Annotated in this window: 12 protein-coding genes; 8 read left to right on the top strand and 4 right to left on the bottom strand. The window is 48.1% G+C overall.

Annotated features, from left to right (window positions below):
- The first annotated feature begins 3 nt into the window (after positions 1–3).
- The 3 genes from V1499_RS20290 to V1499_RS20280 all read left to right on the top strand — a co-directional run bounded on the left by V1499_RS20290 (position 4) and on the right by V1499_RS20280 (position 5,609).
- Complete coding sequence (locus V1499_RS20290) at positions 4–927, top strand: response regulator (protein WP_409272077.1); 924 nt, start codon at positions 4–6, stop codon at positions 925–927.
- Between the two features lie 195 nt (positions 928–1,122).
- On the top strand, positions 1,123–4,197 hold the full coding sequence (locus V1499_RS20285; protein WP_409272075.1) for an efflux RND transporter permease subunit: 3,075 nt from the start codon (positions 1,123–1,125) through the stop codon (positions 4,195–4,197).
- 254 nt (positions 4,198–4,451) lie between these two features.
- The gene (locus tag V1499_RS20280) at positions 4,452–5,609 is read left to right on the top strand and encodes a cation:proton antiporter (RefSeq protein ID WP_409272073.1); all 1,158 of its coding nucleotides are present in this window, start codon (positions 4,452–4,454) and stop codon (positions 5,607–5,609) included.
- 76 nt (positions 5,610–5,685) lie between these two features.
- Here V1499_RS20280 and V1499_RS20275 read toward each other — a convergent pair whose 3' ends face one another.
- From V1499_RS20275 to V1499_RS20260, 4 genes are all read right to left on the bottom strand, one after another.
- Entirely contained in the window at positions 5,686–5,895 is a 210-nt protein-coding gene (locus tag V1499_RS20275; protein WP_409272071.1) for a TM2 domain-containing protein, read from the bottom strand.
- Positions 5,896–6,038: 143 nt separating this feature from the next.
- Positions 6,039–7,694 (bottom strand): FAD-binding dehydrogenase, encoded by a 1,656-nt coding sequence (locus tag V1499_RS20270; protein WP_409272069.1) that lies wholly within the window; start codon positions 7,692–7,694, stop codon positions 6,039–6,041.
- Between the two features lie 135 nt (positions 7,695–7,829).
- Positions 7,830–9,293: a diguanylate cyclase domain-containing protein gene (locus V1499_RS20265; protein WP_409272067.1), complete on the bottom strand. Its 1,464-nt coding sequence runs from the start codon at positions 9,291–9,293 to the stop codon at positions 7,830–7,832.
- 171 nt (positions 9,294–9,464) lie between these two features.
- The gene (locus V1499_RS20260) at positions 9,465–10,604 is read right to left on the bottom strand and encodes a zinc-dependent alcohol dehydrogenase (protein ID WP_409272065.1); all 1,140 of its coding nucleotides are present in this window, start codon (positions 10,602–10,604) and stop codon (positions 9,465–9,467) included.
- Between the two features lie 512 nt (positions 10,605–11,116).
- Here V1499_RS20260 and V1499_RS20255 point away from each other — a divergent pair.
- The 5 genes from V1499_RS20255 (at position 11,117) to glpK (ending at position 16,688) form a co-directional block, all read left to right on the top strand.
- Positions 11,117–12,427 (top strand): alkaline phosphatase, encoded by a 1,311-nt coding sequence (locus V1499_RS20255; RefSeq protein WP_409272063.1) that lies wholly within the window; start codon positions 11,117–11,119, stop codon positions 12,425–12,427.
- Positions 12,428–12,829: 402 nt separating this feature from the next.
- Positions 12,830–13,384 (top strand): TVP38/TMEM64 family protein, encoded by a 555-nt coding sequence (locus tag V1499_RS20250; RefSeq protein ID WP_409272061.1) that lies wholly within the window; start codon positions 12,830–12,832, stop codon positions 13,382–13,384.
- Between the two features lie 16 nt (positions 13,385–13,400).
- Positions 13,401–14,357, top strand: coding sequence for a peptide-methionine (R)-S-oxide reductase MsrB (msrB, locus tag V1499_RS20245; RefSeq protein WP_409272059.1), 957 nt, complete (start codon positions 13,401–13,403; stop codon positions 14,355–14,357).
- Positions 14,358–14,479: 122 nt separating this feature from the next.
- Positions 14,480–15,049: a glycerol-3-phosphate responsive antiterminator gene (locus tag V1499_RS20240; protein ID WP_409272057.1), complete on the top strand. Its 570-nt coding sequence runs from the start codon at positions 14,480–14,482 to the stop codon at positions 15,047–15,049.
- 148 nt (positions 15,050–15,197) lie between these two features.
- Positions 15,198–16,688: a glycerol kinase GlpK gene (glpK, locus tag V1499_RS20235; RefSeq protein WP_409272055.1), complete on the top strand. Its 1,491-nt coding sequence runs from the start codon at positions 15,198–15,200 to the stop codon at positions 16,686–16,688.
- The last annotated feature ends 34 nt before the right edge of the window (positions 16,689–16,722 follow it).

The raw sequence follows: 16,722 nt of genomic DNA, 5'->3' as shown, positions 1-16,722 counted from the left end.
GTGTTGAGATTTTTCATAGTGGATGATTCTGCCTATATCCGTGCCATGCTGGCAAACATAATTGAAGACCATAATTTGGGAGAAGTGGCAGGAGAAGCGGAAGATGGTTCGGAAGTGTACGCCGATATTCTGGCCAGGAAAAAAATCGACATTCTCTTAGTTGATCTCCTAATGCCCAATCGTGATGGGATTGAAACGGTCAGGGAACTATCCGCCTCGTTCGCGGGGAAAATCGTCATGATTTCCCAGGTGGAGGCGAAAGATCTGATTGGTGAGGCATATTCCCTTGGGATTGACCATTATATAACGAAACCAATTAACCAGCTGGAGGTCGTCCATGTTTTAAAAAAGGTCAGTGGCAACCTCCTGCTCGAGAAATCATTGAAAAATATACATGAGTCGTTGAGTTTCCTGGGCATGCCAAAAGATGGGGCCATCCCCTTGCACAATGAAAAAAGTGCCTCGGATTCAATCGTCGCTGCCGGCAAAAATGTTTTGCTTGATCTTGGAATTTATAGTGAAAGCGGCGGGAAGGACTTGCTTGATATGGTAAGTATCCTTTATACCTTTGAGACGGAAGGGAACCAGGAAATGCCTCCGCTTAAAGAGTTGTTTACCCAGGTAATGGCCAAAAGGCTGGGGAGCCATGCATCGGCGGAAGAACTGGGGAAAGAAGCCAGGGCTAGTGAGCAAAGGGTAAGGAGGGCAATCCACCAGGCGCTTGACCATATTGCTTCACTTGGGCTGACCGATTATAGCAATCCAAAGTTCGAGAAGTATGCGACAACACTTTTCGATTACACGAATGTACGGATCAGAATGCTTGAACTTGAGAACAAGACGCCTGGAACGTATTCAAACACAAGAATCAATATCAAAAAGTTTGTGCAAGTCCTGTACAACGAAGCGCTTGAAAAAATGAACTAAAGGCTCTGCCTTCCCCGGAAACGGAGGGAGGCGGGGTCTTTTTGCTTACCCAATCGTCCCATTCTACCTCGGTCTGAAGTCTTAGGAAAAAATCAATCCACAGCTTCATACGTTATAAAGGTAATTTAATTACCATAAAGAGGACGATGTTCCAAGGGTTTCCTCTGGACAATAAAAGGATGGGAGAATCAAAACATGAAAAAAGTGATTCAATTTAGTATGAAAAACGGGGTTGCGCTGTTTTTAATGATGGCGCTGATTCTAGCTGGGGGAATCTTTTCCCTAAAAGAAATAAATATCGAAAAGTACCCGAATGTCGACATTCCGTATTTGACGGTCGCCATTCCGTATCCGGGAGCCTCGCCAGAACAGGCAATGAAGGAAATTGGCGAACCGGTTGAACGGGAGCTGATGAATATTGAAGGCGTCAAGAATGTGTATACCGATGGGGTTGCCAATGCCATCTATGCAACAATGGAATTCGATATGTCCATCGATATGGATGATGCCGAACAGATGGCTAAAGCTGCTGTTGGTAAAATTGCCCTCCCGGAAAACGCGAAAAACCCGGAATACATTTTGCAAGGGCCCGATCCTGACCCAGCCGTCTATACAATTGGCGCTTATGCTGGGAAAAGTGGCGCAGAAGTCCAGAAGTTTGTAAAAGAGAAACTTGTCCCAAGGCTTGATATGATTGAAGGAGTAAGCAAGGTGGATGTAGGCGGCATTGCGGAAAAAACCGTGAATATACGCCTGATTCCGGAAGAAATGAATAAACGCGGCATTACGCTAGACCAAGTAAAAGCAGCGATTGCCGCAAACAATATGACTATCCCGACCGGAGATGTAAAGCTTTCAGGCCAAACGCTGCCGGTCCGGGTCGGCAAGGAACTGCAGTCTCTTGAAGACGTAAAGGGAGTCACCTTGTTTGCGCGGGGAGCGCAATCGATTGAACAGATTAAACTTAAGGATATTTCCGATATTACATTTGAAAGTGAAAATAAGAGCGACTTTACACGCATCAACGGGAAGGAAGGCGTCCGAATCGGAATCATTGCCCAAGGCGGAGCCAATGTAGTATCAATCGTTGATAAGGCGAAGGAAGAAATCAAAAAAGCAGAGCTTCCAACCGGCGTGAACATTGAAGTCCTGAGGGACCAGTCGATTGAAATCAAGGATTCTGTATATGCCATGCTCCGTGAAGCGTTGCTAGGCTCTTTGATGGCTGTCATCGTAACCTTCCTATTTCTACGGAATATGAGATCGACTCTTATTGCCATCATTTCGATTCCGCTGTCGATTTTCGCATCATTTACTGTTTTGAACATGCTTGGCTATACACTTAACATTATGACGCTAGCAGGAATTGCCGTTGCCGTCGGCCGGGTCGTCGATGATTCGATTGTTGTCATTGAAAATGTATTCAGAAGGGTCCGCGCCGCGAAAGAGCGCGACGAAAAGCTTGTCGAAGAAGCCACAAGGGAAGTGGCGTCCGCCATCACCTCTTCAACGATCACAACCGTGGCGGTATTTTTGCCAATGGCATTCGTACCTGGAATCATCGGGAAATTCTTCGCGCCGCTTGCCTGGACAATTGTAATTTCCCTTCTGTTCTCGCTTCTTGTCGCGGTTACAGTTGTCCCTCTAATGTCAAAATTGTTCCTTCTTAACCTATCACCAAAGGCGCATAAAGAAGGAATCATTCAAAAAGGCTACCGTACATCGTTAATATGGGTATTGAGCCGCCGCGCTTTGACTCTTGGAGTATCCATTATACTGCTTGCCGGAACGGTCGCTCTCATTGCCCCGAAACTCGGCACGACGTTTTTGCCGCAGGAACGGGTTAGCAATTATGACGTAAGAATGACGATGGACAAAGGCACATCGCCTGAAAAAACGAGCGAAGCTGCCAGTGTCGTCGAAGATATTTTATTGGAAAAAGAAGAAGTCAAACTTGTCAGCACGAGCGTGAATGGCCAGTTCGGAAGTGCTTCAATCAGCTTCGAGATAAAGGATTCCGTCCAGGATGCTGATGGGTTCATAAAAGATTTGCGCGGTCAGTTTGGAAAGCTGAATGTTGCGAAGGAGATTTCTGTTACAGGAGTCGGAGATTTTGCCGGAGGAGCGCAGTCCCAATATGTCCTTGTCGTGAACGGTTCGGATTTTGAAGATATCAAGTCCGCAAGCAAAAACATCGTGAACGAGCTAAAAGGGATCGATGGCATGGCGGATGTCCAGTCCTCGCTTGAAGGGGATGAGCCTGAAATCCAGATTGATTTAAACGAGCAGAAGCTTGCGGAAAACGGGTTGATGCCTGCAATGGTTGGGAAAAGCCTCCGCGAGCTGATTAATGGAGACGTAGTCACAACTATGTCCGTTGAGGAAAACAAAACAGATGTGAAGCTTGGCCTGAGAATGGATTCGATTGCCTCGCTTGATGAGCTTGGAGAGCAGCAAATAACAAACATGATGGGCATGCCAGTGAAACTGAAGGACATTGGAACACTGAAACGCGGGAAAAACCGGACTGTCATTACCCACCTGAACCAGAATGAATACGTAATGGTTTTTGGACAAATTACCGAGAGCAAAACCGGCGATGTCGCGAAAAAGGCCGACAAAGCGATAGCAGGCCTCGATTTGCCGAAAAGCGTCAATTACTATAAGGAAGGCGCGTCGGCTGCAATGGAGGAAGGCTTTAAAAATATGGCGATTGCCATCGCCGTCAGCATCCTGCTTGTTTACCTTGTGATGGTCATCGCGTTTGGGGAAGGGAAAGCGCCGTTTGTCATCTTGTTCTCGATTCCATTCTCGCTGATTGGCGCGCTCCTAGGCCTATACATCGTCAACGAACCGATTGGGATGCCGGCGCTGATTGGGCTCCTGATGCTGAATGGAATTGTCGTCACGAATGCAATCGTTCTCGTCGATAAAGTGAAGCAATTCGAAAAACAAGGGCTTGTGGTCAGAGAAGCATTGATTGAGGCGGGGGTTATCCGGATCAGACCAATCCTGATGACTGCAATTGCCACAGTTGGCGCCCTGATTCCAATGGCAGTATCCAGCCATGCCGGTATCGTCTCTTCTTCGATGGCAGTCGTGGTCATCGGCGGTCTTGCGACTTCCACCCTCCTGACGCTATTCATTGTGCCGGTCATGTATAGCCTTTTCAATCCGAGGAAGAAGGCGGCGGAATCGGCTCTTGAAGGCGAAAAGGATGCCAATGATAAGCCATTAAAGGGCGTCATCATCACAACAAAACCGGTTTGATTTTCATAGGGAAACATTGGGTTTTAATAAGGCCCTCTCGGAAAGCGTGTGCCCGAAGCGAAAATCAACAAAAATCAGAATAGTAAAAAATAACAAGAGTAAAATCCGTGAATTTGTTTATGAAGTATGATATAAAGGTAAAGAATAAAAAAATACACGTTTCTTGGAGGAGCCTGTCACCAAGGGGAGGAGTCTGCCCTTTGGTGGCAGGCTCTTTTTGTATTTTTTTAAAAAAATTGAAAGGGTGGGAAAGAGTGTTAATACTTCAACTCGCAATTATCTTGATTGCTTCAAAAGTGGCCGGCAGCATCAGCGTCCGGCTTGGGCAGCCATCGGTACTCGGGAAGCTGCTGATTGGCATCATCCTTGGCCCATCCGTCCTTGGCCTTGTAAATGAAACGGTAACGCTTGCCCAATTAAGCCAAATCGGTGTAATCCTGCTTATGTTTATCGCGGGACTGGAAACGGATATTGATGATTTCAAGCAATCCGGCAAAGCAGCTTCCTTTGTCGGGCTTGGCGGAATCATTATGCCGCTTGTCGGGGGCTATTTCGTCGGGGGCATGTTCGGCCTTTCAACAATCGAATCCTGGTTTCTTGGCCTGTTGCTATCTGCAACGAGCGTAAGCATCTCAGTCCAGGCGTTGAAGGAGCTGAACCAGCTTCAATCCCGTGAAGGGACGGCAATCATGGGGGCGGCCGTCATTGATGACGTCGTCGTGATTATCGCGCTCGCTTTCCTTATGAGCTTTGCGGGCGGGGATGTAAACTTAATCGCAGTCATCCTCAAGAAAATCGCTTTCTTTGCCGGCGCAATCCTCGTCGGATGGAAGGCAGTCCCATGGTTCCTTGAGAAATTCGGGCGGCTAAAGGTGACGGAAACAGTCATTTCATCGGCATTGATCATTTGTTTTGTATTTGCATACTTTGCGGAATATACAGGGGTTGCCGCCATTATCGGGGCCTATATCGCGGGTGTTGCCATCAGTGTAACGAAATTTAAGGAAGAGGTATTCGAAAAAGTCGAAACGATCAGTTATTCCATCTTTGTACCAGTGTTTTTCACCTCGATCGGCATCTCGGCACAATTCAACGGCATTGCGGATAACCTGAACCTTATCGTAATCCTGACTGTCCTGGCAATTTTAACGAAATTGGCCGGGGCAGCACTTGGCGCAAAACTATCAGGTTTTGGCTGGAACAGTGCAATGGGCATAGGTTCGGCAATGGTTTCCCGGGGTGAAGTCGCATTGATTCTCGCTGCGATCGGGCTTGAGTCAAAAATGCTGACACAAGACTTGTTTGCTGTTCTTGTTGTCGTCATCCTCATAACAACAATCGTAACTCCGCCGATGATGAAAGTATTCTTCAACCGCGGATCCAAGAGTGTCGAACCAGTCCAGCAAAACTAGAAAAACACAGAAGCGGCCATACTAGAGCCTTTTAAAAAAACGCCTGCCGGCTTTAAGCTGGCAGGCCTCTTCACTATTAAACTTCTTCTGTAATCGGGATGCCATCTTTGTCCTTGAAGCTGCCGATCAAAATCAAAATCAGGTCAATCAATACCCAGATCCCAAAGCCGCCGAATGTCACTAATTGCAGGATTCCAGTACCTATTTTACCGACATAGAACCGGTGGGCGCCAAGTCCTCCTAGAAAGAAGCAAAGCAAAAGCGCGATAGTTCTCCGTTGATTCATCGTCAATTCCCCCCATTTTTTTAAAAGCAAAGATTAAAAGCTATCAGCTTGTGCACCTGAAACAGCGCCTATACTAATTAGCGTTTCCAAATGCTTCAGCACCATGCGATAGCCATTCCCAAAAATCATTTTCCCGTTGTTTTTTACCGAAGGTCAGCCAGTACCCCCTTCGCCGCCTGCCTGCCGCTGAATAGGCAGCCGCCGAGGAAAGTCCCCTCGAGCGAACGATACCCATGGACACCGCCGCCGCCGAAACCCGCGACTTCACCAGCTGCGTAAAGGCCTTGAACGGGATTGCCTTCCAAACCCAGCACGCGGCCCGCCAGGTCAGTCTGCAGCCCGCCAAGTGTCTTGCGGCTGACAATATTCAGGCGGACGGCGATAAGCGGGCCATTTTTCGGATCGAGAAGCTTGTGGGGCTTGGCGACCCGGATCAGTTTATCGCCAATGTAATTTCGTGCCCCTCTCAAAGCCGTAATCTGCAGGTCCTTTGTGAACGTGTTGTCCATCTCCCGGTCGCGGGCCACAATCTGCCGCTCAATTTCCTTTAGATTAATCAGGTCATCACCGGCCAGCCTATTCATCCCATCCACCAGGGCCGCCAAATTATCGGCAATCACAAAATCCTCACCCTTATCCATAAATGCTTTTACGGGTGCTGTCGGGCCGGGAAGGATCCTTGCTAAAACCTGCCGGATGCTTTTTCCGGTCAAATCGGGATTTTGTTCCGAACCGGAAAGCGCAAATTCTTTTTCAATAATGGCTTGGGTTAAAATGAACCAGGAATAATCGTATCCCGTTTTCATAATCGCATCGAGTGTTCCGAGCGTATCGAAGCCGGGGAAGTTCGGTGCGGGGAAGCGCCTCCCTTTCGCGTCCAGCCAAAGGGAGGAAGGGCCCGGTAAAATGCGGATGCCATGGTTTGGCCAGACCGGATTCCAGTTTTTAATGCCTTCGGTGTAATGCCACATCCGGTCACGGTTTACGATCCTCCCGCCAGCATTTTCGGCGATCGAAAGCATCCTTCCGTCAACATGCGCCGGAACCCCGGAGAGCATCCTTTTCGGCGGGGCTCCTAGGCGCGAGGGCCAATTATTTCTGATCAATTCATGGTTACCGCCAATTCCTCCGCTTGTCACCAATACGGCGGGAGCATTGAATTCAAATTCGCCTGCAACCTCTCGGGAACTGGCTTCGCCGCGCGCGGCATTGCTTGGGACGAGGATTTCCCCTGAGACCCCGGCGATGGTGCCATTGTTCGATAAAAACGCACTGACACGGTGGCGCGGCCTGTAGTCAACAAACCCTTCCGCAATCCCCTTTCTCATCCTTTCCTCAAATGGTTTCACGAGCCCGGGGCCGGTTCCCCAGACAATATGGAATCGAGGGACGGAATTTCCGTGGCCCTCGGCCAGGTAGCCTCCCCGCTCCGCCCAGCCGACGACCGGGAAAAAACGGATGCCCAGATTGTAAAGCCAATCCCGCTTTTCGCCGGCCGCCCAATCGACATAAGCTTCCGCCCACTTTTTTCCCCAGTAATCCTCGTCGTATTCCCGGTCGAATCCCGCGGCCCCGAGCCAATCCTGCCAAGCCAGCTCCTTGGAATCCTTGATTCCAAGCCTTCTTTGCTCAGGCGAGTCGACAAGGAACAAGCCTCCAAAAGACCAAAAAGCCTGTCCGCCAAGAGAGGCTTCCGGCTCCTGGTCCAATAGAAGAACTTTTTTTCCAGCGGCGGCGATTTCCCAGGTTGCAACGAGTCCGGCTAGTCCGGCCCCAACAACAATAACGTCATATCCCATTTTTTCTCCCCCAATTGTATTCCGTGGTACAACGTTTCAGTTCTTTAAGGAGTTCTTTGGAAACAGTTTTTTTCCTGCCTGCACAAGTGAAAATTCGTCCAGTGTTTAAAAGAAAACAGGGCTATGACAATATCCTTAAATTGTCACAGCCCTGAACATCGACTTTTCCTTATACATTTCTTTATCGGCAAGCTCAATGATTTCCTCTGCGGTCATCGGATTTCCTGGAGTATAGTGATAAAGGCCATAGCTGGCCGATAGTTGGAAATCCTTTTGCATCGTGGCATTCAGGATTTCAAAATCGACTGTAATTTCCTTCCATGTTTTCCGGGCGTTATCCGGTGTTTTCTTGTTAAAGATAATGACAAATTCATCGCCGCCCAGCCTGAAGAAGATATCATCAGCGCTGATTTTGCCGGAGATGACCGAACAAATCAATTTGATCATTTCATCGCCCACATTGTGCCCATACTTGTCATTGACTGACTTTAAATTATTGATATCAATAAAGCAAAGCGTAAACTCGTGCCCTTGCTGGGAAAGCGCTTGCTGTTCTAGAATTTCGATCCCGCGGCGCCGGTTCATGATCCCGGTCAGCATATCGACCGTAGCATGGCGATGAAGCTCTTCTTCCTTCTTTTTGAAATTCGTAATATCGGAAACCGCAATTAACACGCAGGATTCCTCCATATAATCGACCGGTTCGAAATTGAGCATCGTCCATTTGGGGGAACCATTGGAATCACTGTATTCAATCATATAGTTCTGGATGCTTCCGTTATGCTTGAGTTTTTCAAGGATTTCCTGTTTTTGTTCCAATGCCGGGAAAATGAAATCAGCATTCAATCCATCTAAAGTGCCAGTTCCAGTTTGATAAAATTCCGTAGCCTGTCTGTTCATTAGGATAATTTTATTTTCCTCGAGATTTGCCAAAAGCAGCGGGGATGGATTCATGCTAAAGAGCCTTTTGAAGCTCTCTTCTTTACTTTTCAGCTTTTCTTCCTTGATAAAGATTTGCTTTTGGAACATATAAAAGCTGTAGCAAATCAGCAAAGATACTGCCGCGGCCCCTGAAGAATTCATTTGCCTGGCCAGCAGGGTAAAGTAGTTTTCAGTTACCTTAGACAATCCCGCCAGGAAGAGGGCGTGCACGCATACGAGCATGATTGAAAAATGGAGCGGCCTAAGCGGGAACGCCGCAGCCGCCGAAATCATGACGATGACATACGCGGCAATCGTCCCAGTCAGCAACTGGCTGTTTAGGGAAGCCGCCGCGCCGGCAGCCAAATAAAATCCGATGTAAGCATAGTTGATAAATCGCTTGCTAATGAAATCCGGTTTTTTTCTTATGTATAAAAAAATCACCGAGGCGAAAAAGCACACGGAGTGAAGAATGAATAAATTCATCCTGTATACTATGCTGCCAAGATCGCGTAAAAGAAAAAAATCAAAGGCAAACATGACAGGGTAAGAAGCAGCCAAAAGAAGGGAAACCAATTTAATCCGCTCGAAAATGAGGCCATCGACATGGAGGTGGAAATTGCGGCTGGCGTTCCGGTCCTTAAAGGCTGGTATTAAAAGGTTGGCAAGTGGCCTCATAGGCATCGTTCCTTTTTCAGATAACTAACATTATTTTACCATACTTTTCAAGAATTCCAGTAAAAACCAACAGATTTTCTTTTAATTTGCATTTTAAAATTATTTCTCATATAAAGCGGGAAAACGTGAAAACCCCTCCCGTTCGGAAGGGGCCTGTATTGTTTCGGAATCTTATGGCTTTAGGACGATTTTCACCGCATTATCTTCATGGTCATTAAATATTTGGTATGCTTTCGCTGCATCATCTAGCGGGAGGCGGTGTGAGATAATTTCAGTCGGGTCAAATTGGCCGCTGACGATTTTATCAAATAGAAGTGGCATGTAATGGACAACGGGAGCCTGGCCCATTTTTAGCGTCAGATTCCGTTCCCATATATGCCCGAGCGGGAACGCGTTGAACAAGGCAGAATATATTCCTGTCATTTGGATGGTGCCAAATTTTCTTACCGCATTCATCGCAATTTCAATCGCGCTGAGCGTTCCTCCCTGGAGGTGTAGCTTTTGGCCGATTTTCTCAAGGGCCGACTTTTTGCCGTCGATTCCGACACAGTCGATGACAACCTCTGCGCCTCCGTTTGTCAGTTCACGCAGGAATTTCCCTGTATCATCATGATCTTCGAAATTACAGATTTCCACATTGTTCATTTGTTTCGCCTTAAGCAGCCTGTATGGCAGATGGTCAACGGCGATGACACGTTTTGCCCCCTTCATCCAGGCAAACTTCTGGGTCATCAGCCCGACAGGGCCGCAGCCAAGGACGATAACCGTATCTCCTGCTTTTACACCTGCGTTTTCCACACTCCAATAAGCTGTCGGAAGAACGTCCGACAGGAACAACACTGCTTCATCCTCAAGCTCGCACGATTCGGGAATGACAAATGGCATAAAGTTGCCATAAGGCACCCTTAAGTATTCAGCCTGTCCACCCGGATAATCTCCGTACCTTTCTGTAAATCCTAAGTAACCCGCAGTATCAAGAAGCGGGTTCGGGTTTGAGTTGTCACACTGGCTTTCCATTTCATGCTGACAAAAAAAGCATTCACCGCACGACACATTGAATGGAATGACAACGCGGTCGCCTTTTTTCACCTTTGTGACCTCAGGGCCGACTTCCTCGACAATCCCCATTGGCTCGTGTCCGATAATATAGCCGGGCCGAGTGGGAACAGCCCCAAGGTAGATGTGCAGGTCGGAACCGCAAATCGCGGTCGACGTAATCCTTACAATAATATCATCATTCTTTTCAATCTTCGGGTAGTCTACCTTTTTCACCTGAATATCCTTTGCGCCTTGAAACGTAACAGCCTTCATTTTCAACCTCCTATGATGTAATACATTACCCTATACCCGACATCCAAGGTTATATGTTCCTTTTTTTTTGGAAAAGAATGGCCGCTAATCAGGCTGGGAGGCTTGTAGCGCCATGCTCCCGACAAAGGAGGACAGTTGCCGGAAAAAGGTTCAATAATTTGGCCATGGATAACAATGGGGATTGTTTTTCAACAACAATACCGATCTTTGAATGTATAAAACGAAGTAAGATGAAAAGCATAATGCGGATGGATTATATGTATATTAAGGCTTGCCTGGAGCAATTTGGGCAGACCTTTTCTTTTTCAGCGATTCATTCCGAGGGTATCAGAAACGAGGGCCTTTTTGAATTGATGAATATATTATCTTTCCTCCGAAAGGAGCATTTCAAAACATGTAAGCTAGTAGTTAATTCCTGATTTTGGTGTTTACGGAACTTTTACCCCTATTTAACAATTCTTTTATGCGTAACTTTTATAATGAAAACGCACTAACCAACAGGAGGGATTTGAATGAAAAATACGTTGAAGAAAAAAGTGTTGGCAGTCGCCGCCGTTTCCGCCTTGGCCCTCGGCGCGCTAGGTATTGGTTCAACAGCCGGGGCGGATGGAACTTACAAGCACAACCATGGCAAGGTGAAAAATGTAATTTTTATGATCCCTGACGGATTCTCAGCTTCCTATGCAACAAACTATCGCTGGTTCAAAGGAAAGGAAAGCCAGATGGACTCCATCCTTGTCGGGATGCACCGTACATACTCGGCCGATACCGAAGTGACGGACTCCGCGGCGGCCGGGACGGCGATGGCGACTGGGGTGAAAACGAACAACGGAATGATCAGTACATCTCCGGATGGCAAAAAGCTTACGACAATCCTTGAGGCGGCCGAAGCCAGTGGAAAGGCAACCGGGCTAGTTGCAACATCGACAATTACCCACGCCACTCCTGCTGTTTTTGCATCCCATGTTGCCAGCCGAGCAGATGAAGCATCCATTGCCCCGCAATTGCTCGAAAACGACGTTGATCTCCTGTTGGGCGGCGGAAAGAAGTACTTCCCCGATTCCCTAATTAATCAAGCCAAAAAGAAGGGCTACACATACATCAACAACAAATCGGGTCTGGTTAGTGCTGCGAAATTGAACAAGCTGATTGGCCTTTTCGCTGACGACGCGCTTGCTCCTTCGCTCGATAGGGACGAAACAAACCAGCCATCCCTTGCTGAAATGACCGACGCGGCATTGAATGTGTTGAATAAAGATAAGGACGGTTTCTTCCTGATGGTCGAAGGGAGCCAAATCGACTGGGCAGGCCATGACCATGACGCAGCATGGGCGATGAACGATGTAAAGGCGTTTGAAGAAGCATTGGCCAAAGCGCTTGCCTTTGCGAAAAAAGACAAGCAAACACTCGTTGTCGTCGCTGGTGACCATGACACAGGCGGCATGTCCGTCGGCGGTTACGGCGTCTACGATGCAAAGGTTGAAATCCTCCGCAATGTAACCGCGACCGGCGACTACATGGTCAGCAAGCTCGATGCCAACCGGAGCAACATCAAGGAAGTTGTAAAACAGTACACAAGCCTCGATCTGACAGATGCCGAAGTTGAAAAAATCAAGAACGCATCAAAGCCGGATATGTCAATCAATGATATTATTTCCGAGCGCGCCCTCGTTGGCTGGACAAGCACCGCCCACACAGGGGTTGATGTACCGCTCTACGCATACGGCCCAGGCTCCGATATGTTCAACGGCCTGCACCAGAATACGGATTTACCTGTATTGATGGCAAAGGCGATGAAGATTAAGTTTACTGGACAAAAATAGGTTGGACGGGAGGGCACCGCTTGGATAGAGCGGTGTCTTTTGGTGTTGGGGTACCCGCTCCGATTAATTGGGGGAAAATACCGGGAATACTGATAAAGATGTTGCGTTTACTACTAAACTACCTTTGTTTACTGATAACCCCCTCGCGAGTACCACCCACTTATTTGCCACCCCAAATTACGAAAGACGACGCTTCGAAGTATTCCCTTCAATCCAGCCAGGCTTTTGTTAACAAACTACCATCCTGGGCGAAGGAGTGACCAGGTGCTCGCTCCGCCGGACGAAGGAACCACTGCCTTAAATCATATATTTTCTTCCCCCCCTTATTTTTCGCTATACTAACGTTAACGGGGATGGATTCGGCAGCCGGATGCGTTCTACATGCATGAATGGGGTAAAGTGATGCAGGACTGGGTAATTGGGCTTTTTGAAAACTATCGCGAAGCTGCAGTATTGATTAGCGTCCTTTTGAATGTGGCGATCAGCATTCTTGGCGTTGTGCCGAGCGTGTTTTTGACTGCGGCGAACATCATTGTGTTTGGACCGGTTGCCGGGACGGCGATTTCGTTAATCGGCGAGGCCGCCGGTGCCGTAGTATCATTCCTACTCTACAGAAAAGGTTTCAAGCGGTGGGCCGGGAAAAAGCTGCCTGATAAACGCTGGGTTAAAAAGCTGCTCAATGCCCGCGGCAAGGATGCATTTTTCCTGATTCTCGCTTTACGGATTCTCCCATTCGTCCCATCGGGGTTTGTCACGTTCGCGGCGGCGATTGGCTCGGTGGGGGCTGTAACATTCACGTTTGCTAGCACGATAGGGAAAATTCCGGCTATTTTGATCGAAGCATATTCCGTCTATCAGGTTACGGAATGGTCGTTTCAGGGCAAAATAATTTTGGTGGTTTTTTCACTTGGAATCATTTTACTTGGATTGAAAAATTGGAAGAAGAAATTTTTATAAAGAAGGAGGGGTTTGCATGGCTGAAAAATTTGAACTAGCCACATTCGCGGGCGGCTGTTTCTGGTGCATGGTACAGCCGTTTGATGAACAGCCTGGCATTAAGGAGGTTATCTCCGGCTATACCGGTGGCCATACCGAGAATCCGACGTATGAGGAGGTCTGCTCGGATACGACCGGCCATTACGAGGCGGTCCAAATCACGTTTGACCCGGCTGTTTTCCCATACAAAAAATTGCTTGAATTGTTCTGGCAGCAAATTGACCCAACCGATCCGGGCGGCCAGTTTGGTGACCGTGGCTCCTCGTACCGAACGGCGATTTTTTACCATAATGAAGAACAGCGCATTCTCGCAGAGGAATCGAAGCAGCAGCTGGAAGAAAGCGCTCGTTTCAGCAAGCCGATCGTGACGGAGATTCTTCCGGCCAAGCCGTTCTATAGGGCAGAGGAAAATCATCAGCATTATTACAAAAAGAACGCCTGGCACTACAATATGTACAAGGAAGGTTCCGGAAGGGCCAGATTCATCCGTGAAAACTGGAAAAAGAAGAAGAGCGATGAGGAACTGCGCCGCGAACTGACGCCTATGCAATATGAGGTGACCCAGAACAGCGGGACCGAGCCGCCATTCCAGAACGAATTTTGGAACCATGAAGAGGATGGCATTTATGTTGATATCGTTTCGGGTGAACCTTTGTTCAGTTCGACGGATAAATACGATGCCGGATGTGGGTGGCCAAGCTTTACGCGGCCGATCCGCAGAAATGAAATCGAGGAAAGGCTTGATACTTCATACGGAATGAGGCGGATCGAGGTCCGTTCGAAAACGGCAGATTCACATCTCGGGCATGTGTTTGACGACGGGCCAGGACCGGATGGGGCGCGATACTGCATCAACTCGGCCGCCCTCCGCTTTATTCCGAAGAAAAAGCTGGAAGAAGAAGGGTATGGGGAGTTCTTATCATTGTTTGAGTAGCAATGCCAATGCCAGCGTGTTTTTCTATAGAAGGAAATCGCGCCGGCTTTTTTCGTTTGAGAGAGTGATTTTTTTCAAAAGAAGAATTATGATGGTAAAAATAGAGTTTGAGGGTGAAAAAGATGAACCAGGTTATTCTTCCCGCATCATCAAATATGAAGGATTTCGAGGCTTTTCTGGAAAGCCCATACGAAATTGGCGTGTTTTTGGAGCTGCATATCGCCCGGTTGAAAAATGTCAGCGCGATGGCAAAACAGCATGGGAAGAAGATGCTTTATCATGTGGATATGATTCGCGGCATCAAGAGCGACGACGCCGCGACCGAGTTCATCTGCCAGGAATACAAGCCGTACGGGCTGATTTCCACAAAAGCGAATGTCATCCTGAAAGCTAAGCAAAAGGGCGTCCTAGCCATCCAAAGGATTTTTTTAATAGACTCGCATGCGCTTGAAAAAAGCTATCAGCTCCTTGAAAAAACGCGGCCTGATTACATTGAGGTTCTGCCTGGGGCGATGCCTGATCTAATTGCCGAGGTCATCGAGAAGGTGAACATTCCGGTTCTGGCGGGCGGATTTATCCGGACTCCTGCCGACATTGAAAATGCAGTCAAGGCGGGCGCGCATGGTGTGACAACCTCCAAGAAGGACTTGTGGAACCATTTTGCAAAAGAACATCCGGGCATACAAAAATAATTGAAAGCAGTACCGCGCTGGAGTATACTCAATTCAAAGTTAACAAGTGATAGAGCTCAGGAGAATCACACAGACAAGTCCTTTTGAAAGGGGTATTTCTGTTGGTTCTCCTTTTTTGTCCGATTAATATCAGTGGAGGGGAAATGGGATGGAAACGTACATTTTAGCGTTGGATCAGGGAACAACCAGTTCGAGGGCGATTATTTTTGACAAGGACGGGAAAATCGTCCATTCGTCCCAAAAGGAATTCACTCAGTATTTTCCGAAACCAGGCTGGGTGGAGCATAACGCCAACGAAATCTGGGGATCAATCCTTGCAGTCATCGCCGGCGTTTTGTCCGAGTCGAATATCAAGCCCGAGCAAATTGCCGGAATCGGGATTACGAACCAACGTGAAACCGCGGTCGTTTGGGATAAGGAAACAGGGATCCCGGTTTACAATGCAATTGTGTGGCAATCAAGGCAGACAAGCGCGATTTGCGAAGAACTGAAGGCAAAAGGCTACAACGATGTTTTCCGCGAAAAAACAGGCCTCTTAATTGACGCTTATTTTTCAGGGACGAAGGTGAAATGGATCCTCGACAATGTTGAGGGGGTGAGGAAAAAAGCCGAGGAAGGGAAATTGCTGTTTGGGACAATTGATACTTGGCTGATTTGGAAGCTGTCCGGAGGCAAAGCCCATGTGACGGACTACAGCAATGCGTCCCGCACACTGATGTTCAACATCCATGAATTAAAATGGGATGAAGAGCTGCTTGAAGTCCTCGGCGTCCCGGCCTCGATGCTTCCTGAAATAAAGCCCTCATCCGAAGTATACACGAAAACGGCGCCGTTTCATTTTTTCGGAAAAGAAGTGCCGATATCCGGAGCGGCCGGAGACCAGCAGGCGGCTTTATTCGGCCAGGCGTGCTTTGAAAAGGGCATGGCGAAAAATACCTATGGAACGGGCTGCTTCATGCTGATGAACACGGGCGAAAAAGCGGTCCGGTCAGAACATGGACTTTTGACAACGATTGCCTGGGGCCTTAACGGAAAAGTGGAATATGCCCTTGAAGGCAGCATTTTCGTCGCAGGCTCAGCCATCCAATGGCTCCGCGACGGGTTAAGGATGCTGAAAGACGCCAAGGACAGCGAAAGTTATGCCAAAAAGGTTGAATCCACGGACGGCGTCTATGTGGTTCCGGCATTTGTCGGGCTCGGCACGCCATACTGGGACAGTGATGTGCGCGGCGCGGTGTTTGGCCTGACAAGGGGAACAAGCAAGGAGCATTTCATCCGGGCAACGCTTGAGTCGCTTGCCTACCAGACGAAGGACGTGCTGTCCGCGATGGAGATGGATTCAGGCATAAAGCTGAAAACATTAAGAGCGGACGGCGGGGCTGTAAAAAATAATTTCCTTATGGACTTCCAGAGCGACATTCTCGATGTGCCGGTGGAGCGACCACAAATCAACGAGACGACTGCTCTTGGCGCGGCCTATCTTGCCGGCCTTGCAGTCGGATTCTGGGGCAGCCAGGAAGAGATTGCCGCGAAATGGGCGATTGACCGGGCTTTTGAACCGGAAATGGACTCTGGCAAGCGGGAAGAGTTGTACAGCGGCTGGAAAAAGGCAGTAAAAGCGGCTATGGCTTTTAAATAGATAAATAGTGTTCTATAGTTAAAATGGAAATTAG

Source organism: Neobacillus oceani, assembly GCF_046237595.1.
Taxonomy (GTDB): Bacteria; Bacillota; Bacilli; order Bacillales; family Cytobacillaceae; genus Bacillus_D; species Bacillus_D oceani.
This window is presented reverse-complemented; position numbering and strand designations above follow the sequence as displayed.

Bases quoted from the DNA above. Each gene is read 5' to 3' on its own strand.
- msrB (WP_409272059.1), top strand. From the start codon at position 13,401: ATGGCTGAAAAATTTGAACTAGCCACATTCGCGGGCGGCTGTTTCTGG.
- V1499_RS20250 (WP_409272061.1), top strand. From the start codon at position 12,830: ATGCAGGACTGGGTAATTGGGCTTTTTGAAAACTATCGCGAAGCTGCA.
- V1499_RS20270 (WP_409272069.1), bottom strand. From the start codon at position 7,694: ATGGGATATGACGTTATTGTTGTTGGGGCCGGACTAGCCGGACTCGTT.
- V1499_RS20265 (WP_409272067.1), bottom strand. From the start codon at position 9,293: ATGAGGCCACTTGCCAACCTTTTAATACCAGCCTTTAAGGACCGGAAC.
- V1499_RS20275 (WP_409272071.1), bottom strand. From the start codon at position 5,895: ATGAATCAACGGAGAACTATCGCGCTTTTGCTTTGCTTCTTTCTAGGA.
- V1499_RS20285 (WP_409272075.1), top strand. From the start codon at position 1,123: ATGAAAAAAGTGATTCAATTTAGTATGAAAAACGGGGTTGCGCTGTTT.
- V1499_RS20260 (WP_409272065.1), bottom strand. From the start codon at position 10,604: ATGAAGGCTGTTACGTTTCAAGGCGCAAAGGATATTCAGGTGAAAAAG.
- V1499_RS20255 (WP_409272063.1), top strand. From the start codon at position 11,117: ATGAAAAATACGTTGAAGAAAAAAGTGTTGGCAGTCGCCGCCGTTTCC.
- V1499_RS20240 (WP_409272057.1), top strand. From the start codon at position 14,480: ATGAACCAGGTTATTCTTCCCGCATCATCAAATATGAAGGATTTCGAG.
- glpK (WP_409272055.1), top strand. From the start codon at position 15,198: ATGGAAACGTACATTTTAGCGTTGGATCAGGGAACAACCAGTTCGAGG.